Here is a 23,526-nt window from a genome sequence, read left to right as displayed (position 1 = left end):
AGTAGGGCCACGTTTATCACTCCGTTCTCCCGCTCGCTGTCTTGAGCAGGATTGTGGTCTAAACATGGGTCAACTTAGGATGCAAATTTCTGGCTTAAGTGGGTCAGTTTTCGATGCAATTCAACACTCGAAGAGATTACTTCGAAGTTCAATTGTCTGGAATTAATTATGAGCCCTTAAATTGACGAAATCAGTTGTGGGTGAGCGGGGTCGCGAGAGGCAATTGCTTTTGCGTCGAATAGAGCACTTGAAGAATACCTGGGAACTGGGAGTGCTGGATCGGTACGGATCCGATGTAACGACGGGTCGTATTGCGTGATATCTCCGGCCGGTGAGAGATTTCCCTGACCGAGCTGCGATTGCAGATATACCAGTGCCGAATAACTCCGCTAGGGCCACGGTTATCCGTCCGTTCACCCGCTCGTTGTGATGAGTAGGATTGGGTGGACTTTCGACACTCATTCACAATTCCTCTCAATTAGTGCCAAATTTTGATGAAATTTTCTCTTAACTCTGAGGAATACCACCACGCGCCGATGAGGATTGTTGAGGCCACTTGCCTGTGTTATCTTACGCCAACTCATATATATGTCTATATGAGTAATCAACGAGATAATTCAATCAGCTTCGCGCTTCCGTTCTTGCCTCCCCAGCCAATGCCGGGAAGGGCTTGCACCGGTTGCGCGCCTTCAGCTTAGAGGACGAGACAATGTTTTCATGGTATCGGCAGGTGACTGCCAAGGAACGCAAGACCTTCTGGGCCTGCTTCAGCGGATGGGCGCTGGATGCGCTGGACGTGCAGATGTTCAGCCTGGCCATTCCGGCGCTGATCGCGGCCTTTTCCCTCAGCAAGGCCGATGCCGGCCTGATCAGCGGCGCCACGCTGGTGGCCTCGGCCATCGGCGGCTGGTTTGCCGGGGCCATGTCGGACCGCTATGGCCGCGTGAAGACGCTGCAGATCACCATCATCTGGTTTTCGCTGTTCACCTTCCTGAGCGCCTTTGCCCAGAGCTATCCGCAGCTGCTGGTGTTGAAGGCCTTGCAAGGTTTCGGCTTTGGCGGTGAATGGGCCGCCGGCGCCGTGCTGATGGCCGAGACCATCCGTGCCGAACATCGCGGCAAGGCCATGGGCACGGTGCAAAGCGCCTGGGCCGTGGGCTGGGGCGGCGCGGTGCTGCTGTTCTCGGTGCTGTTCTCGCTGCTGCCGCAGGAAATGGCCTGGCGCGTGATGTTCGTCATCGGCCTGCTGCCGGCGCTGCTGGTGGTCTACGTGCGTCGTTCGGTGCCGGAAACCGATGCCTTCCTGGCAGGTCGCAAGGCCGCTGCCGGCAAGCCTGCGGCCAGCACCCTGCTGGGCATCTTCCGCCCCGACGTGCTGCGCCTGACTCTCATCGGCAGCCTGCTGGGCGTGGGCGCCCATGGTGGTTACTACGCGCTGATGACCTGGTTGCCGACCTACCTCAAGACCGAGAAGCACCTGTCGGTGCTCTCCACCGGAGGCTACCTGGCGGTCATCATCATCGCCTTCTGGTGTGGTTGCATCGCCAGTTCGCAATTGCTGGACCGCATCGGTCGCCGCCGCACCGTGGCTTCGTTCGCCATCTGCTGCGTGCTGACCGTGCTGTGCTACATCTTCCTGCCTCTGACCGACACGCAGATGCTGATCTGCGGTTTCCCGCTGGGCTTCTTTGCAGCCGGTATTCCGGCCAGCCTGGGTGCGCTGTTCAACGAGTTGTATCCGAGCGGCATCCGTGGCACCGGGGTGGGCTTCTGCTACAACTTCGGCCGCGTGGCCTCGGCCGGCTTCCCGGTGCTGGTGGGTCACATGAGTGATTCGATGCCGCTGGGCCAGGCCATCGGCATCGATGCCGCCATCGCCTATTCGCTGGTGGTGGTGGCCGTGCTGATGCTGCCGGAAACCAAGGGACGCAGCATGGAAACGGCAGCATGAGCATAGCGGTCAGCACCCCCGGCTTGCGTATCGACACCCACGCGCACGTGTTTGCGCGTGGCCTGCCGATGGCCGATGGCCGTCGCTACACCCCGGCCTACGACATCACCGTCGACGAATACCTGGCCCGGCTGGATGCGCAGGGCATGAGTCACGGCGTGCTGGTGCAGCCGAGTTTCCTGGGCAGCGACAACAGCTACATGCTGCAGGCCATCGCCCGTGCACCGGACCGACTGCGCGGCATCGCCATGGTCGAGCCCGATATCGACGAGCAAGCCCTGCTGGCCTTGCAGCAAGGCGGCGTGGTCGGCGTGCGTTTCAATCTGGTGGGGGGCGCACCGCTGCCGGATTTCAAGGGCGCCTGGCGCGACACCCTGCGGCATATCGCGCTACTGGGCTGGCAGGTCGAGATCCATCGCGAGGCGGTGGACCTGCCGCGGGTGCTGGAGCCCTTGCTGGCACTGGGCATGAAGGTCGTGGTGGATCATTTCGGCCGGGTCGATCCGGCCCTGGGCGTGGACGATCCGGGTTTCCGTTATCTGCTCTCCACCGGTGCCTCGCGCCAGGTGTGGGTGAAGTTGTCGGCGCAGTACCGCAATGGCGGCAGTGAGGGCGGCGCGCATTTTGCCCGCCAGGCCTGGCCGCTGCTGCGCCAGCATCTGGGACCGGAGCGCCTGCTCTGGGGCAGCGACTGGCCGCATACCCAGCATGAGAGCATGACCGACTATGCCGACAGCTGGCGGCGATTCGAGGATCTGGTGAGCGATGAGCAGGACCGTCGCCTCATCACCGGCCAGACAGCGGCGCAGTTGTTCGACTTCGCCTGAGTCTGCCGACATGGAGGGCCGGCCGGTCGGGCGGCGTCTCCAGGACCCAGTCCGTAACACGGGCTGGGTCCTTTTGCTTTGCGCAAGAGGAAATATCGAAAAGCCAATCTTCTCAGGCCTTCGGATTTTCTCCGTGACCGATGGGTGGGGTTGGACAGAAAAGGGATATCACAATGAAATGGTTCATGGACAGGAAGATCGCAACCAAGCTGTTGCTCTCCTTCGTCACGGTGCTGGGGCTGATGACGGCGCTTGGCATCTTCTCGCTGGTTCAGATGGACAAGGTCAATGACACGGCCACCGAAATCGCCCACAAGTGGGAACCCAGCATACGCATCAGCCTGATGCTGGAACGCACGCTGGTGCGGGTGCGCTCCACCGAGTTCCAGCACATCCTGGGCAACCAGGAAACCATGGCCACGCTGGAAAAGGCGCTGGCCGACCGCTACCAGGAATTCAGCAGCCTGGAAGCGCAATACCGCAAGCTCGACCTCACCCCGGAGCAGGCCAGCACATTCGACCAGCTCAGCAAGACCCTGGCCGCCTATCTGGTCGAGCACAAGAAGATCATCGCGCTGTCCCATGACAATCACAAGGAAGAGGCGCTGGCCCTGACCAAGGGTGACTCGCTGAAGGCCTATCGCGCCATCGAAAAGCAATTCGCTACCCTGCGCCTGGCCAACATCGAACAAAAGGAAGTCGCCAACACCGAGGCTGACCGCGTCTACAACACCTCGCAGAACTGGATCATCGGCGTGCTGGCCGCCGGCATCCTGATCGGCCTGATACTGGCCGTGACCATCGCCCGGGTGGTGGCGGGTCCCCTGGTCGAGGCCCTGCAACTGGCACGTCGCGTGGCCGACAATGACCTGACCGGCCAGGTCAAGGTGCACGGCCGTGACGAGACCGGCCAGCTGATGCTGGCGCTGAACCACATGACCGAGAGCCTGGGCACGATGGTGGGCGAGGTGCATCGCAGTATCGCCATCATCAATACCGCCTCCGGCGAAATCGCCAGCGGCAATGCCGACCTCTCATCGCGCACAGAGTCGCAGGCTTCCAGTCTGGAAGAGACCGCCTCGGCCATGGAAGAACTGACCTCCACCGTGCGCCAGAACGCCGACCACGCGCATCAGGCCAACGAGCTGGTGGCAACGTCCTCACGTCTGGCCAGCGAGGGTGGCGCGGTGGTCGACCGCGTCGTGCAGACCATGGGTGAGATCCGCCTGGGTTCCTCGCGCATTGCCGACATCATCGGCGTGATCGACGGCATCGCCTTCCAGACCAATATCCTGGCGCTCAATGCGGCGGTGGAAGCGGCCCGTGCCGGCGAACAGGGACGCGGCTTCGCCGTGGTAGCCACCGAAGTGCGCAGCCTGGCGCAGCGCTCGGCCGCGGCAGCACGTGAGATCAAGGAACTGATCGAAGGATCGGTGCAGCAGGTGGCGACCGGCGCCAACCTGGTCGACCAGGCCGGCAAGACCATGCACGAGATCGTCGATTCGGTGGCCCGGGTGGCGACCCTGATGAACGAGATCGCGGTGGCCAGCCGGGAGCAGAGTCGCGGCATCGACGAGATCAACCATGCCGTCACGCAGATGGATGAAGGCACGCAGCAGAATGCCGCGCTGGTGGAAGAGGCAGCCGCTGCCGCCCATTCCCTGCGCGACCAGACCGACCAGCTGGCTGGCCTGGTGGGACGTTTCCGCCTGCGCGGCAACGAGCGCGTGCTGCTGTCGGCATAAGCCGCACGGCCGTCCCGCTGCCATCCCGTCACGGCCCTGCCGGACGGGATTTTTTTCGCCTAGTTGATCCAGCTCAGTTGGGTCAGCTTCACGCGTTCGCCCAGGCGCGGCGCATTGACCAGGTGCCAGGCCGTATATTGCTCGGCATAGGGGGTGTCGGAGGCCATCAGGTCAACCGGCACCACCACGTCGAAGCCGCGCAGCGCCGCGCTGGAGGCCGTATGCAGTACCGCCCCATGGGCTGCAGCACCGATGCAGATGACGGTCTTGATGCCCTTGTCACGCAAGGTCTTTTCCAGATCGGTATTGAGGAACTTGTCGGGACCGGACTTGAACAGCGGTTCACCCGCCTGCATGGCCGCCTCGGGCCAGACATCGGCCGGCGTGCTGGCGCCCCCCAGGGTATGGATCACGGTGATCTTCTTCTCGCGCGCCAGCGCCAGCATCTTGGCCACCCGTGGCAGCATGGCCACGCAGCGCGGACGGGTATCGGGATGGCAGGTCTGGCGCGCCAGGTCCAGGACCAGCAGGGCGGTGGTGGACGGGTCCACGGTGATGTGCGAAAGTGCCGGCGCAGCCGGCGCCTTGACCGAGGACCAGTCGTCATAGACGCCCTGGGCCGAGGCCGGCGACAGGGCGGCCATGCAGGCCGACAGACCGATGAACGCGGCGCAGAGGATAGGGGAGAGGATGCGCATGGTGTTCCTTTCGAAAGGGGGAATTCGGTAGAGTGGCAAGTCCGCACCGGACGCGGGTTCCTGTTGTGCAATGTTATCCTCGCGCCCTGGAAACGAATTATCGCTGAGCTTGTCCTATCGCGCATGCCGCGCATGTGAGGCCTGAACAAACTGAAGGACGTAAAGGACGCCACAAGCAGCACCGGTGACTGGGCGCAGGGGAGCGCCGGCGCCGCAATCCATTTCCCGATGACAGCCATTTGCCGACTGGGCGGCGGAAAGACAGCATTGAACAAATTGCTCAAACGACTGTTGCTGGGCCTGATCGGCCTGGCGGTGTTCTGGGCGCTGGGTCGCATCAGCGCCAACGAGCTGGCCAAGAGCAGCGTGCTCATGGCCACGGCCTTGCCGGGCATCGCCGGCCTGTGCCTGGTCTTTCCCGCTCTGCGGCGTCGGCCGGGCTGGTTCTCGGCGGCCAGCCTGTGCATCATCGGCCTGTTCTTGCTGGATGCCGCCATCAAGGGTTTCCTGCGCGACTACTTCGGGCTGCGGCCCAACCCGGTACTGGTGCTGCAGGCCATCTTCAATACCAATCCCGCCGAGAGCAGCGAATTCTTTCGCCACAATGGGCGCGACGTGGGCGAGGCGGCGGGTTTGCTGTTGCTGACGTGGGGTGCATTGTGGCTGGCCGAGCGCCGCGTGCGCCGGAGCGAGGCGGGGCAGCCGGCACCGGCCTGGGGCTGGCGCGGGGTGTCCGGTGTCGGCGGCCTGCTGGCGATCTTCATCGCGCTGCATTTCAATCCCACCATGGCCAAGGAAAACCCCTTGCTGTTCTGGCCCATCCGCTACCTGGACTACCGCGACCAGATGGCCCAGGCCGCCCACATGGAAGAGAACGTGGCGCGTAACATGGCGCAGAAGTCGGAGTGGCAGGTGCGCTATCGCGGTCCCGAACGCAACACCGTGGTGTGGGTCATCGGCGAGAGTCTCAACCGTGCCAACATGTCGCTGTATGGTTACGAGCGTCCCACCTCGCCCACGCTGGAGGCCATGCGCAAGGATCTGCTCGTGTTCCGTGACGTAGTCTCCTCGGAGCCGGCCACCATGGCCTCGCTGATGAAGATGCTGACTCCGGCCGACCTGAACGACCCGCAGGCCTGGAACCGCAAGCCGGACGTGCTGATGCTGGCGCGCGAGGCCGGCTTCCGCATCCACTGGCTATCCAATCAGCCACCCAATGACGGCTGGCTGGGACTGGTCTCGCGGCGCGCCGATCATCAGGTCTTCATCAACAAGGGGGCCGGGCGCGGGGAAAACAATTTCGACGGCAACCTCTTGCCGGCCCTGGAAGCCGCCTTGCAGGACCCGGCCCCGAAGAAGCTGATCGTGGTGCACCTGCTGGGCGCCCATCCCACCTACGACATGCGCTACCCCAGCCAGTACGCTCGCTTCGACAGCCTGCGCGACAGCGTGGCCGAACGGCTGGAGAACGCCGATCGCTCGGCCTGGATACGGCAGCTGCGCAACGAGTACGACAACGCCATGGCCTACAACGACTACGTGGTCGGCAGCATGCTCAGGCTGACCATGAACGACGCGCGCGAAGACAATGCCAGCCTGCTCTTCAGCTCCGACCATGCGCAGGAGGTCGGGCACACCCGCAACCACGCCGGGCAGTCGGTGGCCGATGCCACCGGCTATGAAATCCCGATGTTGGCCTGGACCCGCTCCTTCATCGGCAAGAGCCCGGAGGAAAAGGCCCAGCTCGAATACCGTCCCTACCAGACCGACCAGATGGAGCACACGGTACTCGGCCTGCTGGGGGTGGAGTCGCTCTACTACGACGCCCGCCACGACATCCTCAGCGAGCGCTTCGTCAGCGCCCACTTCCACCAGCTGCGGCGCATCAACGGCCAGCCCTACCAGCCGCGCACGCTGCGCTACAACGAGGCGGCCGGTCAGGGACAGTGAGGCGGTGGAATCAGGCGCCGTCCGGGATTTCCGGATCGACCAGTTGCGCCAGCAGCTGCAGCGATTCCTGCCAGCCTGCATAGCAGAATTCCAGCGGGATCGTCGGCGGTATGCCCTGCTGCACCACCGTCAGTTCGCTGCCCACCAGGTTGGCGGCGATGCTGATGGTGACCTTCATCTCCCCCGGCAGATTGGGATCATCGAACTTGTCGGTATAGACGATGCGCTCATGCGGCACCAGCTCGACATAGGTGCCGCCAAAGGAGTGCGATTGACCCGTGCTGAAATTGGTGAACGACATCTTGTGCGAGCCACCTACCCGCGCATCCATGTGATGGACCTTGCCGGTGAAGCCATGGGGCGGCAGCCATTTCACCATGGCATCGGGATCCAGAAAAGCGCGATAGACGCGCTCCGGCTTGGCCCGCAGGACGCGGAAGATCTTGACGGTATGGGGCTGGCTCATGCGGGGTCTCCTTGGGCTGGCGGATGGATGGCGACGGGCTGCAGGACGGCAACGGGGCCGGCGCATGCCAGCCTCCGCCGCTCCGGTGATGCTGTCAAGCGCGACAGTGCCGCGTCTGTTTCAGGCCGGGCAATGGCAGACGACTTCGATGTTGTGCCCGTCCGGATCGAGGACGAAGGCGCCGTAGTAATTCGGATGGTAATGGGCGCGGATGCCGGGGCCGCCGTTGTCACGCCCGCCCTGGGCCAGTGCCGCTGCGTGGAAGGCCTGTACCGGAGCACGGGTCTCGGCGCGGAAGGCGATATGCAGCGGCGGCTGGTTGGGCGTGCCGCGACTGATCCAGAAGTCGGGTTTGCCGTTCTCGCCAAAGCCCGCCACATCCGTATGGCCGGTCACCGCCGCCGACAATTCCATGACCAGGGTGTAACCGATGGGGGCCAGTGCCGCCTGGTAGAAGGCCTTGCTCTTCTCGAAATCGCTGACGAAGATACCGGTGTGGTCGATCATGCTCGTTCTCCTGTGGATGGTAGGGATGGTGGCAGAGGGATGCAGGATGCCGATCTTAGGGGGAGCCGGTGGTCGGGTCAATGGACCGGGTCAATCCTGGCCGGCGGTTCATGCATGACGCCTGTCGGCAAGTTCTCGTATCATGCTGCTTTGCTTGCCACATCCGCCCATGTCCATCACCCCGGAAATCGTCTTTCCCCGCCACGTCGTCGTCATCGGCACCGGTGCCGTGGGCCTCATGAGTGCCATCCATGCGCTGGACGAGGGGCTGCAGGTCAGCCTGCTGGACTTCAACGAGGCCGGTAGCGAAGAAGCGTCCAGCTACGGCAATGCCGGCTGGCTGTCCTCGCATTCGGTGATCCCCCCGGTGGAGCCGGGCATGTGGAAAAAAGTGCCGGGCTACCTGAAGGACCCGCTGGGTCCGTTGTCGATCCGCTGGCGCTACCTGCCCCGTCTGACGCCCTGGCTGCTGCGCAACCTGGCCAGCGCCCGGCGTGAGCGCATCCGCAGCACGGCCCGCGCCCTGCGCACGCTGGTGGCCGATGCCCGCAACCTGCACCTGGAGGTGGCGCGCCGTGCCGGCGTGGCCCACCTGATCGATACCACGGGCGTCTTGCACGTCTATCGCTCGCGCCGGCACTTCGACAACGACGCCTTCGGCTGGGGCGTGCGGCGCGAACTGGGCATCACCTGGCAGGAGCTGGAAGGCGAGAGCCTGCGTCGCCGCGAGCCCGATCTCGATCCGGCCTTCGGCTTCGCGGTGCATGTGGACGAGGCCGGTCACTGCAAGAATCCTGGCGCCTACATGCAGGCGCTGCAAGCCTATGTGCTGGCACGCGGCGCCACCCGCATCAGCGGTCGCGCCAGCGGTTTCCGGGTCGAGCAGGGGCGCCTGAAAGCGGTGCTGACCGAACAGGGCGAGATCGCCTGCGATGCTGCCGTGATCGCTGCCGGTGCACGCTCCAAGGCCCTGGCTGCGCAGGCGGGCGACCGGGTGCAACTGGAGAGCGAGCGTGGTTACCACGCCGTGATCCGTGGCCAGCAACTGCAGGCCACCGCACGCACGCCGATGATGGTGTCCGAATTCAAGGTCATCGCCACCCAGATGGAAACGGGGCTGCGCATCGCCGGCCAGGTGGAATTCGCCTCCTTCGAGGCCGCGCCGGACTGGCGCCGGGGCGAGATCATGCGCGACATCGCCCTCAAGCTCTTCCCCGGCCTGCCCCGCACGCTGGCCCCGGAGGATGTGCAATTCTGGCTGGGCCGGCGTCCCAGTACGCCCGATGGCATGCCCTGCATCGGCCACGCCAGTGCCAGCCGCGACATCATCCATGCCTATGGTCACGGCCATATCGGACTGGGTTGCTCGGCCCGCACCGGTCGCATCGTCGCCCAACTGCTGACCGGGCAGCCCCCGGAGATCGACCTGTCACCCTTCAGCGCGCAGCGCTTCTGAGGGCGTCACCGCGATCAGAAGGCGATCTCGGCCACCGGCGTGATGGTGGTGCGTACGCCATAGGCCCCCAGGTTGGACAGCGTGGCGTGGTGATGCGCCACCACATCGGCCACCGACAGCACGCCGTTGGGCGCGGTAGTGTGGCCATCAGCCGCCAGCGTCACCGGAAAGCCCAGCGCCAGCGCGCGCCGCACCGTGGATTCCACGCAGAACTCGGTCTGCATGCCGCACACCACCAGTTGCGTCACACCCAGCGAGCGCAGCAGCGCTTCCAGCCCGGTGTGATGGAAGGCATCCGAACCACGCTTGCGCACGTCCAAATCCGTCGCATGCCGCTGCAGGCCCGATGCCAGTTGCCAACCGGGGCTACCCTGCAGCAAGGCACCCTGGTCCTCGTGCTGCACGAAGATCACAGGCTGCCCGGCGGCACGCGCTTTCTCCGACAGCCGGTTGATGTTGGCGATGGTGAGCTCGCCGTTGACGACGGCGTCGGGACCGGTGCACAGGGCGTGCTGGACATCGATGATGAGCAGGGCGGTAGTCATGGCGTGAAGGTGTGTGGGTTGGGGGGGGAAGTGCTCTAGGGTAACAGAGCAGGCTGCGTCAATGTTTCCCGATATTGCCAGCCTGACACTGCGTCAATTTGTCCCATTACATCGGCGTTCGGCCTTGGCTAGAATGCTGGTTGTTACTTTTCTCCCCTCGTCCCGCTTCCTTATTCCCCAGCTCATCCATGACCGCCCTCTTTGACCGCGTCGAAGACGTCTTGCGCAAAGCCTCCGGACTGCACATCGTGCTGGCCCTGCTGCTGGTGTGCGGCCTGTTGTGCTGGGCGGTGTGGGTATGGGCCACCGGTGAAGGGCGCACGCCCTTCGGCATGCTGGACTTCTGCATCACTCCGCCGGCCAGGTAAGCTGCCTTCGGTCCTCCGGGCTCGCGTCGTCTCTCCCATCGCGTAGCAGCTCCCCGCGCCTGCACTTCGCCCACGAAGCGCCCTACAATGGCCGCTTTGTCGACATCCTTTGGCCGCATGCCCAGTCCGCCTTCTCCTTCTCCCAGTGCCTTCCATCCGCGCCTGACCCTGCAGTCCCTCACCCGTGGCGAGGGGCTGCTGGGCATGCGTGCCCATGGCCTGTTCGGGCCGCGCGGCGCCCTGGTCACGGTGGCACAGATCGACTGGGTCTACGGCGACGGGGCGCAGCGCTGGAGCACCCCGGCCCCGACAGGCCACGCCGAGGACGAAGCCGGCTACACGCCGGCCCATATCGTGCGCGATCCCCAGGCTGAAGCACAGGCGCTGGAGACCATCCGCGACATGGGTCTCCTACCCCTGCGCGAAGATGCCCTGCAATGGCGCGCCAGCAATCCCCTGCATGACGCCGGCCCGCTCTGGACGCTGGTACAGGAAGAATTCTTCGGCGACTTCTGGGCCGACCAGGCGCCGCGCCTGCAACAGATGGGCTGGGTCTTGCGCCTGCGCCCCGGCTTCGCCCACGAGAGCGTGCCGGTGAGCGCCTGGCGCATCATCGTCAGCCCCGATACCGGTGAAGTCGTCAGCCGCGAAGTGGCCGCGCCTCTGTTGCCGCGTGCCTTTTCCAGCGAAGTCTTCGATGGACTCGACCCGACCGGCCGCTGGTTGCTTTCCATCGGCATCGACGTCGATGGGCAATCCATGGATGTGGCGCCGATGGTGGCCGACCTGCTGCGGCGCGACCCGCGCTGGGCCGATGCGCAACAGGTCGAGCGCATGGACCCGCATGCGGTGATTTCCCTGCGCGCCCCCGGCGGGCGCCGCATCGATGCCATGGCCGGTCCACTCAAGGCGGTGGTGCTGGCCTTGCTCGATCTGCTGATCGACCTCAAGCGCCAGGATGGTCCGCTGCGCCTGACCCCGTGGGATGCACACCGCCTGGACAGCCTGCACGGTGCGCTGCAGGCACTGGACGGCGGCCCGGCCTGGTATATGAGCGGCGCGACCGGCGTGCTGCAACTGGCGCAGCGCCTGCGCGCCGCCGGTAGCGTCGCGCCGGTGGCGGCCCCCGATGGACTGGGTTTGCGCCTGCGCGGCTACCAGCTGCAAGGCGTGGCCTGGATGCAATACCTGCGTGAGCACGGCCTGGCCGGCATCCTGGCCGATGACATGGGCCTGGGCAAGACCGCCCAGGTGCTGGCGCACCTGCTGATCGAGCAGCAGGCCGCTCGCCTGGATCTGCCGGCGCTGGTGGTGGTACCGACCTCGTTGTTGTTCAACTGGCAGCAGGAGGCGCAGCGCATTGCGCCGGCACTGCGCGTGGTGGTGCTGCACGGGGACGACCGCGCCCGCCACGTCGCCACGATTGCCGCCGGCCGGGCCGATCTGGTGCTGACCACCTATCCCCTGCTGTGGCGCGACCTTGATGCGCTGCTGTCGTTGCGTTTTCATCTGCTCGTGCTGGACGAGGCCCAGACCGTCAAGAATGCCGGCGCCCGCAGCGCCGCCGCTGCGCGCCGACTGCATGCCCGGCATCGCCTCTGCATGACCGGCACGCCGCTGGAAAACCATCTGGGTGAGCTGTGGAGCCAGTTCCATTTCCTGATGCCGGGCTTTCTCGGCGATGCGCGCAGCTTTGCGCGGCTGTGGCGCAAGCCCATCGAACAGCAGGGCCAGACCGTGCGCGCGCGACTGCTGGCGCAGCGGGTGCGCCCCTTCATCCTGCGCCGGCGCAAAGAAGACGTGCTGCAGGAATTGCCGGCCCGCATCGAGATCGTGGAGCGCCTGCAACTGCAGGGGCGCCAGCGTGAGCTCTACGAAAGCGTGCGCGTGGCCGCCGACAAGCAGGTGCGGCGCGCCCTGGAACGACGCGGCCTGGGCAGTGTGCAGGTCAGCGTGATGGATGCGCTGTTGAAGCTGCGCCAGGTCTGCTGCGACCCCTATCTGCTCAAGCAGGGACGCATGCCCCAGGGGCTGGAGCGCGCCAAGATCGAGTGGTTGCGCGATACCCTGCCGGCGCTGGTGGCCGAGGGGCGCCGCATCCTGGTGTTCTCGCAGTTCACCAGCATGCTGCGGCTCATCGACAGCGAGCTGCAGGGCTTGCAGCTGCCCTGCCTGATGCTGACCGGCGACACCGAACCGGCCGCCCGTGGGGCCGTGATTGAACGCTTCCAGGCACAACAGGTGCCGCTCATGCTGGTGAGCCTGAAGGTCGGCGGCGTGGGCCTGAACCTGACCGCTGCCGATACCGTGGTACTGGTCGATCCCTGGTGGAATCCGGCCGTGGAAGAGCAGGCCATCGCCCGCGCCCATCGACTGGGTCAGACGCGCCAGGTGTTCGTCTACAAGCTGGTCATCGAGGGCAGTATCGAAGAGCGCCTGCTGGAGCTGCAGGCGCGCAAGTCGGCCCTGGCCGAAGGCATGCTGGGGCGGGATGACACCACCACCATCAAGTTCGGCGAAGAAGAATTGCAGGCCTTGCTGGCGCCCCTTGGAGCGGGCATCGCCGAGAAGGTACTGGGGCCTGTTCACATTTAATCTGCACTCGTAGTTAAATGTGAACAGGCCCTAGCCTAGCGGCCCTGCGGGGCGATCAGTCCTTCCACTCCGCCACGTCTTCCAGCGTGCGCCGTTCCGCATCCACCGCCCAGCGCAGCGCACAGGCACCCGCCAGCAGGGCCAGGCATGCGCCCAGCGCAATGACCACGCGCCAGTGCCAGCGCGACCATGGCAGGCGGTCGAGACGGTTCCTGCGGATGAGCTTGGCCTGTGGCAGGACGGCGACTCAGTCATTTCCTGATGGGCATCGTTGAGTTACGCATCTAAGATTCGCCCATTCCCGGTATTCACCTACCCATCCACACGAGGACCGGCCGCACATGGACTGGATCGACGCCATCATGCAGTACGCCATCTATGCCGCGCTTGCGCTGTGCATGGGCGGGCTGGTGGCGGCCATCGTGCTGTTCATCGCGCTGGAACGACGCTGGCAGGAACGCGTGGCCGAAGATGTCGAGGAGCTGGCCATCCGCGTGCAGTCCGAGCATGCGCGCGACGGCCTGCCCCTGCATCCCTGGGAGGAATTGCGCAACCGCATCGGTGAGATGCAGATCGTGGCCGAAGAATCCGACCGCCCAATTCCCTACAAGAACGTGGCCTGAGCGCTGGGCTGCCTGCTTTCCTACAGCAGGGATGGCGCTTGTCTGCTTTGCAGTGGGCGGCTACCGCAGAGATACTCTTTCCCATTCCCGGCATGGGTCTGCGCCATCAGTCTGCACTCCTGAGTCCGCCCCCCTTGCCGCAACAACAAGGAGATTGCGGGAGGAGACAGCGCATCATGAAAGCCACCAAGCACCCCGGATCGGCCACGCCTGCCGATGCCGGTCTTTCCGAAACCTTCCATCATTTCAGCGAAGCCTGCGCGCATGCGGTGGGCAGTTCCTGGACCTTCGTCCTGGCGCTCGGCGTGGTGCTGGTCTGGGCCATCACTGGCCCGATGTTCGACTATTCCGACACCTGGCAACTGCTCATCAATACCGGCACCACCATCGTGACCTTCCTGATGGTCTTCCTGATCCAGAACGCCCAGAACCGCGACGCCCAGGCGACGCAGCTGAAGCTGGATGAACTGATCCGCGCCGTCAAAGGGACCCGCAAGCAGATGATGGATGCCGAAGACCTGTCCGACGAAGAACTGTCGCGCCTGAAGGAAGAATTCGCGCGCATGGGCGAGCACCCTGACGACCCGGTGCGCCAGCGTCTGCGCCGCTCCCTGGGACGTGGCGCGGTAGCGCGCACGATTTCCTCCGCGGGTGACGTCCAGGATCAGCCCCGACCCGCCGTCGCAGCGCAAAGGCGCGAGCGACCGGCCCAACGCCAGCACGAGGAATACACCCGCCCGCTGCGCGCCAGCCAGCGTCAGTGGACCTGAACGATGAGGAGACCATCATGAGCATGCATCCCGCCGATCCGACCAAGCCCGATAACGCCCTCGAGGATCATCCCGATCCGCGCCATACCCCTGAGCAGGAAACTGTTCCTGCACCACTGGATGGCGCGCCTGGGAAGGGACGTACGGTGCTCAAGCCCGGTGGCCTGTCCGAGGCCGAACAACTGCTGGAACAGCAGAAGCTGGATCGCTCCGGGCGTTAGTCCGGACGCCTCTCCCCGATATCTTCCACCTGCCTGCAGGCCCCTGGCCTGCCATGTGCCAGTCCGCCTGTGCTATGCAGCGGTCTGGCGCTGTCCTCTGCGCGGCCCTCGCTACTATCGTGACTGCGGAAACTGTTGCGACTATTACCTATCGCTTCGATAGTCTCTGACGATTGTTCCAGATCACGGAACACTCAATTCTCTCTGGCGTGGTTTTTCTCCGCGCCGCTCATGCGTAGACTTCAGTCCATCGATGAACGACATCGCAACGCCGCAAACGAGGCGGTGGCGACGGAGTTCTAGAGAGCGGCACATGTGTCCCATTCGCTCCACCGAAACATGTACCCAACATTGCCTGTGCATCACCAAACTGTATTTAACCCGATTGAACTTAACTGTACCCAAGGAGAACATCATGTCCGCAAAGACCATCATCGCAGCAGTCCTGGCCCTGTCCGCTTCGTCCGTCGCTTTCGCTGAAGCCCAGTATCCGGTTGACCAAGCCTTCGTTCCCCACACCACCCGTGCCGAAGTCAAGGCCGACCTGGCACGTGCCCAGCAACAAGGCCTGGCCAACCAGCCTGACTCGGTCTTCCCGGTGATCAGCAACGGTCCCGCCAAGAGCGAAGTGCAGACCGCCGGTCGTGCCACTGCTTCGACCTACGCTGGTGCCTGATGCAGGGCATGCGGATGCAAGGTCATCCTGATTCATCCGATGACCGTGCATCCCGCCTCGCTGGCCTGCCAGGCTGATTGAAGCAAGACGCCAAAGCAAGTTAGAGCAAGTACAACAACAAAGAGGAAATCATCATGTTGCAGCAAGTGTTCTCGCGTGGCCTGTCCTTCTATCCACGGATCTATCTGCAGTTTGCCGCTCTGGTCGGTTTGCTGATTGCAGCAGAGTTCAGCCTGAGCACGCTCTCCATGATGTTGACCCAGCGCGCCGTGTACCGCGTCTCGCAACGCGTGCGCCACCGTCGTGAAGCCCGGCGCCAGGAGCGCTGTGAACATATCGACGGTAACTGTTGTGCCTGAGGGGCCCACACAACCCCGCCATTGACGAAAGCGGCGCGCCTTCAAACGGCGCGCCGTTTTCGTTGCTGCTGCCGCCTGGCGCGCAGTGTTCTACACTCTGGGGACAATAACCGCCCGCCGCCCTCCGGAGCCCCCATGAAGCGCAACTTCCACCTGCTTGTCATCGATCCGCAAAACGATTTCTGCGATCTCCCCGCCAGCTACCTGCCGGCTGACCCGGTCAACGGCGACGTGCTACGTCCGGCGCTGCCCGTGGCCGGCAGCCATGCCGACCTGCAGCGCGTGGCCGGGCTGATCGACCAAGGCGGGGCCGGGCTCTCTGCCATCAGCATCACCCTCGACGCTCATCACCGCCTCGACATCGCCCACCCCACATTCTGGCAGAGCGGCGACGGCGCGCCGGTCGCACCCTTCACCCAGATCGAGGCGACCCAGGTGCGCGCCGGCCTCTACCGACCGCGCGACCCGCAGGCACTGGCACGCAGCCTGGCCTACCTGGATACGCTGGAAGCAGCCGGCCGCTACCGTCTCATGATATGGCCGGTCCACTGCGAGATCGGCAGTTGGGGCGCCGCCGTGCATGCCGATGTGCGGGCCGCCTACAACCGCTGGGAAGATGCGCACCTGGGCCAGGTCACCAAGCTGGGCAAGGGCAGCAATCCCTGGACCGAGCATTATTCGGCGGTGATGGCCGAAGTCCCCGATGCCGACGATCCCGCCACCCAGCTCAACCATGGCTTCATCGCCCGCCTGGCCGAGGCTGACCGCGTCTACATCACCGGCGAGGCCGGCAGCCATTGCGTGCGCGCCACCACCGAACACATCGTGGCCCAGCTCGATGAGGCCGCTCGCATGCGCCTGGTGCTGGTCACCGATTGCATGAGTCCCGTGACCGGCTTCGAGGCGCACTACCAGCAATTCCTGCAGGCCATGTCTACGGCCGGCGTACGTCTGGCCCGCGCCGAGCAGGTCTTGTCCGAACTGCAAGCCAACGCCTGAGCGGCAATCGCCGTCCATGCCTGCGACTCGTCTTCCGTAGTCGACCGCAATCGATCTCAATCGATTGCAATCGGCCGCAACTGAACGCCCGGCGCGACTTATGCCAAAATGGCATGGGACGTCGATGGTGCCGTTTCGGTATAGTTGCCGCCAGGGAGAGGGTGCTTGCAATGCCGATGGCTTGCGGCGCACACCGCGCCACGCGCGCGCAAACACCATGCCGCCCATCCGGCGCGGCATGCCAACGGGGTGGCAAGCATGGAAATCAAATGGGTGGAAGACTTTCTGTCGGTGGTCGACACGCTCAACTTCAGCCGTTCGGCCAAGTTGCGCAATGTCACGCAACCGGCCTTCGGACGCCGCATCCGCTCGCTGGAAACCTGGCTGGGCGCCGAACTGTTCGATCGTTCTTCCTACCCCTGTACCCTGACCCCGGCAGGCGAGTCCTTCGTGCCCATCGCCAAGGAAATGCTGAACCAGTCCATGCAGGCCAGGCTGGTGCTGCGCGGCCAGTTGGCCGGTGCGCAATCGGCGGTGCGTTTCGCCATGCCGCATACGCTGCTGCTGACGGTCTTCCCCAAGCTGCTCTCCGAGATCGAAAAGAAGATCGGCGCCATCTCCACTACCGTAATGGCCGGCAACGTCCACGACGCCGTGATGGCGCTGGTGGAGCGCAACTGCGACCTGCTGATCTGCTACGACCACCGGCAGCAGGGCATCGCCCTCGATACCGAGCGCTACGCCGTGCTCTCGCTGGGCAAGGAGCCACTGCGCCCCTATGTGAAAACCCTGCCCAGCGGCCTGCCCAAATATGTCCTGCCTGGCACGCCCAATGATCCACAACCCTTCCTCAGCTATTCGCCGTATTCGTCGCTGTCGCGCATCGTCGAGAAGGCCCTGCATTCCAGCCCGCGCCGCGTGCATCTGTTCCGCCGCTTCGAGACCGACCTGGCCGAGGGTTTGAAGAGCATGGCCGTGGAAGGCCACGGCATCGCCTGGCTGCCGGCCAGCGCAGTGGCCCGCGAGATCGCCGAGGGCAAACTGACCCTGGCCATCGCGCCCAATGACAGCGAGGCGCTGGAACAGGGGCTGTGGTGTGAAGAGATGGATATCCGCGCCTACCGCCGCCTGGATGGCGCCAACCCCGACATCGACCGCATCTGGAATTACCTCAAGTCCGAGCACGGCGGGCAGTGAGCCTGCCCTGCCCGAACCTCCCACGCCTGAACATCACAAGGATCTACCGATGAAATTTCTCACCAACCAGCAGATCAGCGAACTGCTGACCACCGAAGACGCCATCGCCTCCATGCGCGAAGCCTTCGCCCATGCCGCCGAGGGCGCCCACCAGGGGCGCGTGCGCACCAGCGCCTCCAACGGTGTGATGCTGTCGATGATGGGCGCCGTCATTCCGGCGGCCGGCATCGCCGGTGCCAAGGTGTACACCACCATCAAGGGCCAGTTCAAGTTCGTCATCCAGCTGTTCTCCACCGAGACCGGGGCACCGTTGTGCACCATCGAGGGTGACACCATGACCGGCCTGCGTACCGCTGCGGCTACCGCCGTGGCCTGTGATGCACTGGCGCGGCCGGATGCCCAGGTGCTGGCCGTCATCGGCACCGGCGTGCAGGCGCGCTCGCACATCCCGGCGCTGCTGCAGGTCCGTCCATTCAAGGAAGTCCTGATCGCTGGCCAGTCGGGCCAGCAGGAACTGGCCGAGGAAGTCACCCGCACCCTGGGCGTGCCGGCGCGTGCGGTCGGCATCGACGAGGCTGCCGCCCAGACGGACGTGCTGGTGACGGTGACCCGCGCCGCCACGCCCCTGTTCGACGGCCAGCTGTTGCGCCCCGGCACCTTTGTGGCGGCGGTGGGTGCCTCCAAGGCCAATGTACGTGAACTGGATGACGTGGCCATCGGCCGCGCCGCCGCCCTGTTCGTCGAATGGAAACCACAGGCCCAGCAGGAAGCCGGCGACCTGGTGCAATGCGCGCCGGGCGTGTTCGACTGGGCCGAGGTGATGGAACTGGCGCAGGCGGTCGACGGCAGCATGGCCTATCAGCGCAAGCCCGAGGACATCGTCATCTACAAGGCCATTGGCATCGGCCTGGAAGACGTGGCCCTGGCCGGCCTGGCCTATCGCAAGGCCTGCGCCCGCTACGGCTGGTAAGCCGGGGCTGGCAGGCGACTGCCGAAAACTAACTTTTGCAAAATAAGCACCAGAAAAAAGGCGCTGCAGAATCTGCAGCGCCTTTGTCTTGTCCACAGCCGTCGGCCTGTCCTCAGACGGTGGCCTTGGCCTGCGGCGGCTTGACGCTGGCCGCCGGCTTGGCGCGCAGCGCCGTGGCGGTTGCCACCAGCACGATGGCGATCCCTGCCACGGTGCCCAGCGTCACGGGTTCATCCAGCAGCAGCCAGGCCCACAGCGACGCCGTCATCGGCACCAGGAAGGTGACGGTGATGGCCTTGGTCGCGCCCTCGGCGGCGATCAGCTGGAAGAACAGCGCATAGGCAATCCCGGTACAGACCACGCCCAGCACCAGTACAGCCAGCAGCGCCGGCACGGTGCCGGCCTCCAGCGCATGCGGCACCGACGGTGCGGCCAGCGGCAGCAGGCACAGGGCGGCGGCGAACTGGCTGCCGGTCGCCATGGCGATGGGAGAGATGCCACCGGCGCGCATGCGCGTGAAGGTGGCGGCGAAACCATAGCTGACCGCCGCACCCATGGCCGCCAGCACCCCGGCGATGACCAGGAAATCGGCCGGCGCCGGACCGATACCCACCAGCACCGCCACGCCCACCAGGCCCAGCACGAAGGCGGCGCTGCGTACCAGGCTCAGTCGCTCACCCATCAGCAGGAAACCGAACATGGCCGTAAACACCGGCGCCAGCGAATTCATCGTCGCCATGTAGGAGGAGGGAATGTGCAGTGCCGACCAGGCAAACAGCGCGAAGGGCAGGGCGGTATTGAAGACGCCGATTACCAGGTAGGGCAGCCAGTTCTGGCGCCACTGCAGCGGCACGCCGCGCACGCGGGCAAAGGCCAGCAGCGACAGCGTGGCCAGCGAAGCGCGGCCAAAGGTGGTGAGCATGGGGCCGAAGACGGGCGCGGCAATGCGCATGAGCATGAAGCTGGTGCCCCAGATGGCGGCCAGCAACAGCAATTTGGCGATATTGGAGGAGGACATGGAAATAAGGCATTGCGCCGCGAGAGCAGCGCCATGAAGGACCGGTCGGACGATGATTGTACGGCCAGCGGCCCTTGTCCGTCCCGGTACAGTTGCGTGCTTTGCACCGTGCCACTTGGCATGCCGCAACAGTGGCCCGCGATACGGCCGGGCAACTGTACATGTCGCCCCGCGCACCATGCTGATAAGCTTGGACAGATTGACAACAGGGAGAGTAGCAATGCTGAGGATCTACGGACGCGACAATTCCATCAACGTACGCAAGGTGCTGTGGGTCTGTGCCGAACTGGGCATTGCCTTCGAGCGGGAGGACTGGGGCGCCGGCTTTCGCCCCACCAGCGAAGCCGGCTTCGTGGCCATGAATCCCAATGCCATGGTGCCGGTGATCGACGATGATGGCTTCGTGCTGTGGGAATCCAATAGCATCCTGCGCTACCTCGCCGCGCAACACGGCGGCAGTGCACTCTATCCGGGTACGCCACGCGAGCGCGCCCGCGTGGACCAATGGCTGGACTGGCAGGCCAGCGACCTCAACCGCAGCTGGAGCTACGCCTTCATGGCCCTGGCCCGCAAGTCGCCCGACCATGGCGACGCACAACAGGTGGCGGCCTCCATCGCCGGCTGGACCCGTTTCATGCAGGTGCTGGAACAGCAGCTGCAGCACAGCGGCGGCTACGTCGCCGGGCCGGACTTCTCCCTGGCCGACATTGCAGTCGGCCTGTCGGTGAACCGCTGGTTCGGCACGCCCTTCGAGCATGCGCCGCTACCGGCTGTGGCGGCCTATTTCGAGCGTCTGACCGAGCGCCCTGGCTTCCGTCTCTACGGCCGCAACGGCATGGCCTGAAGGCGGCGGGCGCGGTACACTGCGGCCTTGCGCTTTTTTACCGCGTCCCCCATTGCCCTTTGCAGGACCACCATGGCCACCCGAAAGAAAAAACTGCTCTTCCTCGCCGCCTTCCTGGGCTGCCTGCTGCTGGCCAGCGTGCCGCTGCTGAGTCTGTTGTTCTACTGAACACAGTTCCTGACCCGCAGCTTTTCATCCTCACCAAAAAAAACGCCCCTTGGTCAAAGACCAAGGGGCAACACCAGATCCACTTCCACCTGATTGCAAACCGACGTCAGACCGGCAGACGCTGTCCCGGCAGGCGGATATTGCGCGCCAGCGGGTGATGCTGCCATTTCGCCTCGGCAAACAGATAGATGCCCAGGGACGAAAAGGCGACGGTCGCCAATGCGGAAAGAACGGCGGTCAGCAGGTAGGTGGTGAACATGGTGATCTCCTCAAGACGATGTCATCTTAGGAAATCCCCCGTCCGTTGGCTTTAGTGATTTTCCCTAGAAAACCACCAGACCGCTCAGGGAAATCCCGAGCGGCAGGCACCTCAATAACGTTCCAGCCAGTGCGCATAGGGCGCTGGCAGCGTCCACGAGGGACGATCCACGCCCAGTTCCCGCGCCGCCTGGTAGGGCCAGTGCGGATTGACCAGGTGCGAACGGCCGACCATCACCAGGTCCAGCTGCTCTTCCTTGACCGCACGTTCGGCCAGCTCGGGCGTGCCGAAGCCCCAGGCCGACGAGACCGGCACGCCGGCTTCTTCGCGCACGCGCTTGGCGATCGGGCCGAGGAAGGCCGGACCCCAGGGGATCTGGACCTCGGGGATGGTAAAGCCCATGGTTACGCTGATCATGTCCATGCCGCTGGCCTTGAATTGACGTACCAGGGCGATCGATTCCAGCAGCGTCTGTTCATCCCGGCCGTCGTATTCCAGCACGCCGAAACGCACGGTCAGGGCCAGCTTTTCCGGCCATACCTCGCGCACCGCACGCAGGGTTTCCAGCAGGAAACGGGCGCGATTCTCGACGCTGCCGCCATAGATGTCGTCACGCTGGTTGGAATGTGCCGAGAAGAAACTCTGCGCCAGGTAACCGTGGGCAAAGTGCAGTTCCAGCCATTCGAAGCCGGCATCGCGGGCGCGGATGGCCGCGTCCACGAAGTTCTGGCGCACCCGTGCGATGTCGTCCAGGCTCATGGCCTTGGGGACCTTGGGCAAGCCCTTGCCATAGGCGATGGCGGACGGGGCCAGGGTGTCCCAGCCACGGGCGTCGTCGGCGGCGATGTGGTCGTCACCTTCCCATGGACGGTTGGCGCTGGCCTTGCGGCCGGCATGGGCGATCTGGATGCCGGGGACCGCACCGGCGGCCTTGATGGCTTGCACCACCGGCACGAAGGCCTGCGCCAGTTCGTCCGACCAGATGCCGGTGCAACCCGGGGTGATGCGACCCTCGGGGGCCACGGCGGTGGCTTCCACGATCACCAGGCCGGCACCACCGCGGGCGATGCCGGCGTAGTGCGACAGGTGCCATTCGTTGGCCTTGCCGTCCACCGCCATGTACTGGCACATGGGCGGGACGGCGATGCGGTTGCGCAGGCTCAGGTCCTTGAGCTTGAAGGGGGTAAAGAGGGCGGACATGGAGTATTTTCTTGTCAGGGTTGAATGATGGGGCGCCAGGCGTCGCGACTGCGGTTGCCTGTTTCGTTGGTTCGAAAATATTCGAACTATGGAAGGAGTATAACCCACGGTGTATCATCCTGCAGATGCGTCCCTACAAACATCCCGAGATTGCCGAGTTCGTGCTGGAACGCGTGCTCTACGCGCTGAGCGATTCGATCCGCCTGGAGATCGTGCGCCATCTCGACCGCGTGGAATGCGCGACCTGCGGCGAACTCGATGGCGGGCGCCCCAAGTCCACCGTCTCGCATCACTTCAAGGTCTTGCGCGAGGCCGGGCTGGTGCGTACCGAAAGCAACGGCACCACCCACATCAACACCCTGCGCAGCGCCGATATCGAACAGCGTTTCCCCGGCCTGCTCAGTGCCATCCTGGCGCAATCCGACAAGCTGCCGGCGCGCCGCCGCAAGGCGGCCTAGGGCCTGTTCACATTTAATCTGCACTCGTAGATTAAATGTGAACAGGCCCTAGCTCGCTACAGCCGACCCGCCGCAATATCGGCATCCACCGCCCGAAAGGCGCTGGCCATGGCGTGCAGCTCCGCCTCCACCATGGTATTGCCACGGAAGTCGTCGCACGTCACGCGGCGGAAGGCGACCGGATTGTCATTGCGATGCAGCTGATAGTTGCCGACCCAGCTGCCGTCGATCTGCTCGGTGCTGTTCACGCGGATGAAGTAGCCATGATGTTCGGCCACATCGTTGTCGAGCTGGGTATCGATCAGCGCCCGCGCATAGGCGACCCCGGCTACCTGCGCTGCCGCCAGCGAAGCGAAGGGATTGCCGCGCAGGCCGGGTGCCGGTTCGCCGTCGATGCGGACCGAACAGATCACGTCACCGTTCCTTTGCTGCGTGCTCTCCACGCTGATGTGCTTGCCGCGATAGGTGGCGCCGTAGGGTTGATTCATGGTTGAGGATGTCGAAAGGGCGCTGATGAGTGGCCAAGACAGGACTATAAGCCCTTTGCCCGGTCGCTGTCGCCCCGCCCGCCGGGCGGCTGCCGAAGCACTGCCCGTCTTGGGCTACACTATGGGCTCATCCATTCCCCATTCCCCATTTCTCATTACGGCAAGCCA

The 23,526-nt window shown here is 64.5% G+C and carries 25 protein-coding genes; 17 read left to right on the top strand and 8 right to left on the bottom strand.

Translation table 11 applies throughout. The annotated features are described in order from the left end of the window. Positions 1-709 precede the first annotated feature (709 nt). The 3 genes from I5R65_RS22220 to I5R65_RS22210 all read left to right on the top strand — a co-directional run bounded on the left by I5R65_RS22220 (position 710) and on the right by I5R65_RS22210 (position 4,523). Positions 710-1,951 carry an MFS transporter gene (locus I5R65_RS22220; RefSeq protein ID WP_180669596.1) on the top strand — a complete coding sequence of 414 codons (1,242 nt, stop codon included), beginning with the start codon at positions 710-712 and terminating at the stop codon, positions 1,949-1,951. Next, positions 1,948-2,778 carry an amidohydrolase gene (locus I5R65_RS22215; protein WP_180669594.1) on the top strand — a complete coding sequence of 277 codons (831 nt, stop codon included), beginning with the start codon at positions 1,948-1,950 and terminating at the stop codon, positions 2,776-2,778. The genes I5R65_RS22220 and I5R65_RS22215 overlap by 4 nt, the downstream gene beginning before the upstream one ends. Before the next feature lie 173 nt (positions 2,779-2,951). After that, the gene (locus I5R65_RS22210; protein WP_180669591.1) at positions 2,952-4,523 is read left to right on the top strand and encodes a methyl-accepting chemotaxis protein; all 1,572 of its coding nucleotides are present in this window, start codon (positions 2,952-2,954) and stop codon (positions 4,521-4,523) included. Positions 4,524-4,582: 59 nt separating this feature from the next. Here the strand turns inward: I5R65_RS22210 and I5R65_RS22205 are convergent, their stop codons facing one another. Further along, complete coding sequence (locus tag I5R65_RS22205) at positions 4,583-5,221, bottom strand: cysteine hydrolase family protein (RefSeq protein WP_180669590.1); 639 nt, start codon at positions 5,219-5,221, stop codon at positions 4,583-4,585. A 267-nt stretch (positions 5,222-5,488) separates the two neighbouring features. Between I5R65_RS22205 and I5R65_RS22200 the strand changes: the two genes are divergently transcribed. Next, on the top strand, positions 5,489-7,171 hold the full coding sequence (locus I5R65_RS22200) for a phosphoethanolamine transferase (protein ID WP_180669588.1): 1,683 nt from the start codon (positions 5,489-5,491) through the stop codon (positions 7,169-7,171). A 10-nt stretch (positions 7,172-7,181) separates the two neighbouring features. Here the strand turns inward: I5R65_RS22200 and I5R65_RS22195 are convergent, their stop codons facing one another. Together I5R65_RS22195 and I5R65_RS22190 are read right to left on the bottom strand one after the other, a co-directional pair. Further along, complete coding sequence (locus I5R65_RS22195; RefSeq protein ID WP_180669586.1) at positions 7,182-7,637, bottom strand: SRPBCC family protein; 456 nt, start codon at positions 7,635-7,637, stop codon at positions 7,182-7,184. 120 nt (positions 7,638-7,757) lie between these two features. Then, entirely contained in the window at positions 7,758-8,144 is a 387-nt protein-coding gene (locus tag I5R65_RS22190; RefSeq protein WP_180669584.1) for a VOC family protein, read from the bottom strand. Positions 8,145-8,313: 169 nt separating this feature from the next. On the opposite strand from I5R65_RS22190, the gene I5R65_RS22185 reads away from it, so the two are divergent. After that, positions 8,314-9,600, top strand: a complete 1,287-nt coding sequence (locus I5R65_RS22185) for an FAD-binding oxidoreductase (protein ID WP_180669582.1) — start codon at positions 8,314-8,316, stop codon at positions 9,598-9,600. Between the two features lie 14 nt (positions 9,601-9,614). Here the strand turns inward: I5R65_RS22185 and I5R65_RS22180 are convergent, their stop codons facing one another. Beyond that, the gene (locus I5R65_RS22180; protein ID WP_180669580.1) at positions 9,615-10,145 is read right to left on the bottom strand and encodes a cysteine hydrolase family protein; all 531 of its coding nucleotides are present in this window, start codon (positions 10,143-10,145) and stop codon (positions 9,615-9,617) included. A gap of 188 nt (positions 10,146-10,333) precedes the next feature. On the opposite strand from I5R65_RS22180, the gene I5R65_RS22175 reads away from it, so the two are divergent. The 10 genes from I5R65_RS22175 to I5R65_RS22130 all read left to right on the top strand — a co-directional run bounded on the left by I5R65_RS22175 (position 10,334) and on the right by I5R65_RS22130 (position 18,923). Next, a complete protein-coding gene (locus I5R65_RS22175) occupies positions 10,334-10,513 on the top strand; it encodes a metallothio multi-domain protein (protein WP_102662652.1) in 180 nt (59 codons plus the stop codon). A gap of 87 nt (positions 10,514-10,600) precedes the next feature. Next, the gene (locus I5R65_RS22170; protein WP_180669578.1) at positions 10,601-13,108 is read left to right on the top strand and encodes a DEAD/DEAH box helicase; all 2,508 of its coding nucleotides are present in this window, start codon (positions 10,601-10,603) and stop codon (positions 13,106-13,108) included. Positions 13,109-13,449: 341 nt separating this feature from the next. Continuing rightward, positions 13,450-13,731 (top strand): hypothetical protein, encoded by a 282-nt coding sequence (locus I5R65_RS22165; RefSeq protein WP_180669576.1) that lies wholly within the window; start codon positions 13,450-13,452, stop codon positions 13,729-13,731. 176 nt (positions 13,732-13,907) lie between these two features. Then, positions 13,908-14,501 (top strand): low affinity iron permease family protein, encoded by a 594-nt coding sequence (locus I5R65_RS22160; RefSeq protein ID WP_180669574.1) that lies wholly within the window; start codon positions 13,908-13,910, stop codon positions 14,499-14,501. A gap of 17 nt (positions 14,502-14,518) precedes the next feature. Beyond that, positions 14,519-14,722, top strand: coding sequence for a hypothetical protein (locus tag I5R65_RS22155; protein WP_180669572.1), 204 nt, complete (start codon positions 14,519-14,521; stop codon positions 14,720-14,722). A gap of 415 nt (positions 14,723-15,137) precedes the next feature. Beyond that, positions 15,138-15,398, top strand: a complete 261-nt coding sequence (locus tag I5R65_RS22150; RefSeq protein ID WP_180669570.1) for a DUF4148 domain-containing protein — start codon at positions 15,138-15,140, stop codon at positions 15,396-15,398. Between the two features lie 134 nt (positions 15,399-15,532). Beyond that, complete coding sequence (locus I5R65_RS22145) at positions 15,533-15,757, top strand: hypothetical protein (RefSeq protein ID WP_006461205.1); 225 nt, start codon at positions 15,533-15,535, stop codon at positions 15,755-15,757. Between the two features lie 135 nt (positions 15,758-15,892). Beyond that, positions 15,893-16,756, top strand: a complete 864-nt coding sequence (locus I5R65_RS22140; protein ID WP_180669568.1) for a cysteine hydrolase — start codon at positions 15,893-15,895, stop codon at positions 16,754-16,756. 258 nt (positions 16,757-17,014) lie between these two features. After that, positions 17,015-17,953, top strand: coding sequence for a LysR family transcriptional regulator (locus I5R65_RS22135; protein WP_102662657.1), 939 nt, complete (start codon positions 17,015-17,017; stop codon positions 17,951-17,953). A gap of 49 nt (positions 17,954-18,002) precedes the next feature. After that, complete coding sequence (locus I5R65_RS22130; protein WP_180669565.1) at positions 18,003-18,923, top strand: ornithine cyclodeaminase family protein; 921 nt, start codon at positions 18,003-18,005, stop codon at positions 18,921-18,923. Positions 18,924-19,035: 112 nt separating this feature from the next. Here I5R65_RS22130 and I5R65_RS22125 read toward each other — a convergent pair whose 3' ends face one another. After that, positions 19,036-19,941: a DMT family transporter gene (locus I5R65_RS22125; RefSeq protein ID WP_180669563.1), complete on the bottom strand. Its 906-nt coding sequence runs from the start codon at positions 19,939-19,941 to the stop codon at positions 19,036-19,038. A 220-nt stretch (positions 19,942-20,161) separates the two neighbouring features. Between I5R65_RS22125 and I5R65_RS22120 the strand changes: the two genes are divergently transcribed. Continuing rightward, positions 20,162-20,785, top strand: a complete 624-nt coding sequence (locus I5R65_RS22120; protein WP_180669561.1) for a glutathione S-transferase family protein — start codon at positions 20,162-20,164, stop codon at positions 20,783-20,785. 274 nt (positions 20,786-21,059) lie between these two features. Here I5R65_RS22120 and I5R65_RS22115 read toward each other — a convergent pair whose 3' ends face one another. After that, positions 21,060-21,212, bottom strand: coding sequence for a hypothetical protein (locus I5R65_RS22115; RefSeq protein ID WP_180669559.1), 153 nt, complete (start codon positions 21,210-21,212; stop codon positions 21,060-21,062). 111 nt (positions 21,213-21,323) lie between these two features. Then, positions 21,324-22,412 (bottom strand): NADH:flavin oxidoreductase/NADH oxidase, encoded by a 1,089-nt coding sequence (locus I5R65_RS22110; protein WP_180669557.1) that lies wholly within the window; start codon positions 22,410-22,412, stop codon positions 21,324-21,326. A gap of 125 nt (positions 22,413-22,537) precedes the next feature. Between I5R65_RS22110 and I5R65_RS22105 the strand changes: the two genes are divergently transcribed. Further along, positions 22,538-22,870: a helix-turn-helix transcriptional regulator gene (locus I5R65_RS22105; protein WP_006461216.1), complete on the top strand. Its 333-nt coding sequence runs from the start codon at positions 22,538-22,540 to the stop codon at positions 22,868-22,870. Positions 22,871-22,926: 56 nt separating this feature from the next. On the opposite strand, the gene I5R65_RS22100 is transcribed toward I5R65_RS22105, so the two are convergent. Further along, positions 22,927-23,358 carry a hypothetical protein gene (locus I5R65_RS22100; RefSeq protein ID WP_180669555.1) on the bottom strand — a complete coding sequence of 144 codons (432 nt, stop codon included), beginning with the start codon at positions 23,356-23,358 and terminating at the stop codon, positions 22,927-22,929. Between the last annotated feature and the right edge of the window lie 168 nt (positions 23,359-23,526).

It is taken from the genome of Herbaspirillum sp. AP02, assembly GCF_015767275.1.
Classification (GTDB): domain Bacteria; phylum Pseudomonadota; class Gammaproteobacteria; order Burkholderiales; family Burkholderiaceae_D; genus Herbaspirillum.
Note: the sequence above shows the minus strand (reverse complement) of the source record. Positions and strands in the feature narration are given on the sequence as shown.

Excerpts from the sequence above, each read along its gene's own strand:
- I5R65_RS22130 (WP_180669565.1), top strand. The coding sequence starts at position 18,003 with ATGAAATTTCTCACCAACCAGCAGATCAGCGAACTGCTGACCACCGAA.
- I5R65_RS22100 (WP_180669555.1), bottom strand. The coding sequence starts at position 23,358 with ATGAATCAACCCTACGGCGCCACCTATCGCGGCAAGCACATCAGCGTG.
- I5R65_RS22220 (WP_180669596.1), top strand. The coding sequence starts at position 710 with ATGTTTTCATGGTATCGGCAGGTGACTGCCAAGGAACGCAAGACCTTC.
- I5R65_RS22155 (WP_180669572.1), top strand. The coding sequence starts at position 14,519 with ATGAGCATGCATCCCGCCGATCCGACCAAGCCCGATAACGCCCTCGAG.
- I5R65_RS22105 (WP_006461216.1), top strand. The coding sequence starts at position 22,538 with ATGCGTCCCTACAAACATCCCGAGATTGCCGAGTTCGTGCTGGAACGC.
- I5R65_RS22140 (WP_180669568.1), top strand. The coding sequence starts at position 15,893 with ATGAAGCGCAACTTCCACCTGCTTGTCATCGATCCGCAAAACGATTTC.
- I5R65_RS22180 (WP_180669580.1), bottom strand. The coding sequence starts at position 10,145 with ATGACTACCGCCCTGCTCATCATCGATGTCCAGCACGCCCTGTGCACC.
- I5R65_RS22160 (WP_180669574.1), top strand. The coding sequence starts at position 13,908 with ATGAAAGCCACCAAGCACCCCGGATCGGCCACGCCTGCCGATGCCGGT.
- I5R65_RS22165 (WP_180669576.1), top strand. The coding sequence starts at position 13,450 with ATGGACTGGATCGACGCCATCATGCAGTACGCCATCTATGCCGCGCTT.
- I5R65_RS22120 (WP_180669561.1), top strand. The coding sequence starts at position 20,162 with ATGCTGAGGATCTACGGACGCGACAATTCCATCAACGTACGCAAGGTG.
- I5R65_RS22110 (WP_180669557.1), bottom strand. The coding sequence starts at position 22,412 with ATGTCCGCCCTCTTTACCCCCTTCAAGCTCAAGGACCTGAGCCTGCGC.
- I5R65_RS22145 (WP_006461205.1), top strand. The coding sequence starts at position 15,533 with ATGTTGCAGCAAGTGTTCTCGCGTGGCCTGTCCTTCTATCCACGGATC.
- I5R65_RS22135 (WP_102662657.1), top strand. The coding sequence starts at position 17,015 with ATGGAAATCAAATGGGTGGAAGACTTTCTGTCGGTGGTCGACACGCTC.
- I5R65_RS22185 (WP_180669582.1), top strand. The coding sequence starts at position 8,314 with ATGTCCATCACCCCGGAAATCGTCTTTCCCCGCCACGTCGTCGTCATC.
- I5R65_RS22170 (WP_180669578.1), top strand. The coding sequence starts at position 10,601 with ATGGCCGCTTTGTCGACATCCTTTGGCCGCATGCCCAGTCCGCCTTCT.
- I5R65_RS22215 (WP_180669594.1), top strand. The coding sequence starts at position 1,948 with ATGAGCATAGCGGTCAGCACCCCCGGCTTGCGTATCGACACCCACGCG.
- I5R65_RS22125 (WP_180669563.1), bottom strand. The coding sequence starts at position 19,941 with ATGTCCTCCTCCAATATCGCCAAATTGCTGTTGCTGGCCGCCATCTGG.
- I5R65_RS22195 (WP_180669586.1), bottom strand. The coding sequence starts at position 7,637 with ATGAGCCAGCCCCATACCGTCAAGATCTTCCGCGTCCTGCGGGCCAAG.
- I5R65_RS22115 (WP_180669559.1), bottom strand. The coding sequence starts at position 21,212 with ATGTTCACCACCTACCTGCTGACCGCCGTTCTTTCCGCATTGGCGACC.
- I5R65_RS22210 (WP_180669591.1), top strand. The coding sequence starts at position 2,952 with ATGAAATGGTTCATGGACAGGAAGATCGCAACCAAGCTGTTGCTCTCC.
- I5R65_RS22175 (WP_102662652.1), top strand. The coding sequence starts at position 10,334 with ATGACCGCCCTCTTTGACCGCGTCGAAGACGTCTTGCGCAAAGCCTCC.
- I5R65_RS22205 (WP_180669590.1), bottom strand. The coding sequence starts at position 5,221 with ATGCGCATCCTCTCCCCTATCCTCTGCGCCGCGTTCATCGGTCTGTCG.
- I5R65_RS22150 (WP_180669570.1), top strand. The coding sequence starts at position 15,138 with ATGTCCGCAAAGACCATCATCGCAGCAGTCCTGGCCCTGTCCGCTTCG.
- I5R65_RS22190 (WP_180669584.1), bottom strand. The coding sequence starts at position 8,144 with ATGATCGACCACACCGGTATCTTCGTCAGCGATTTCGAGAAGAGCAAG.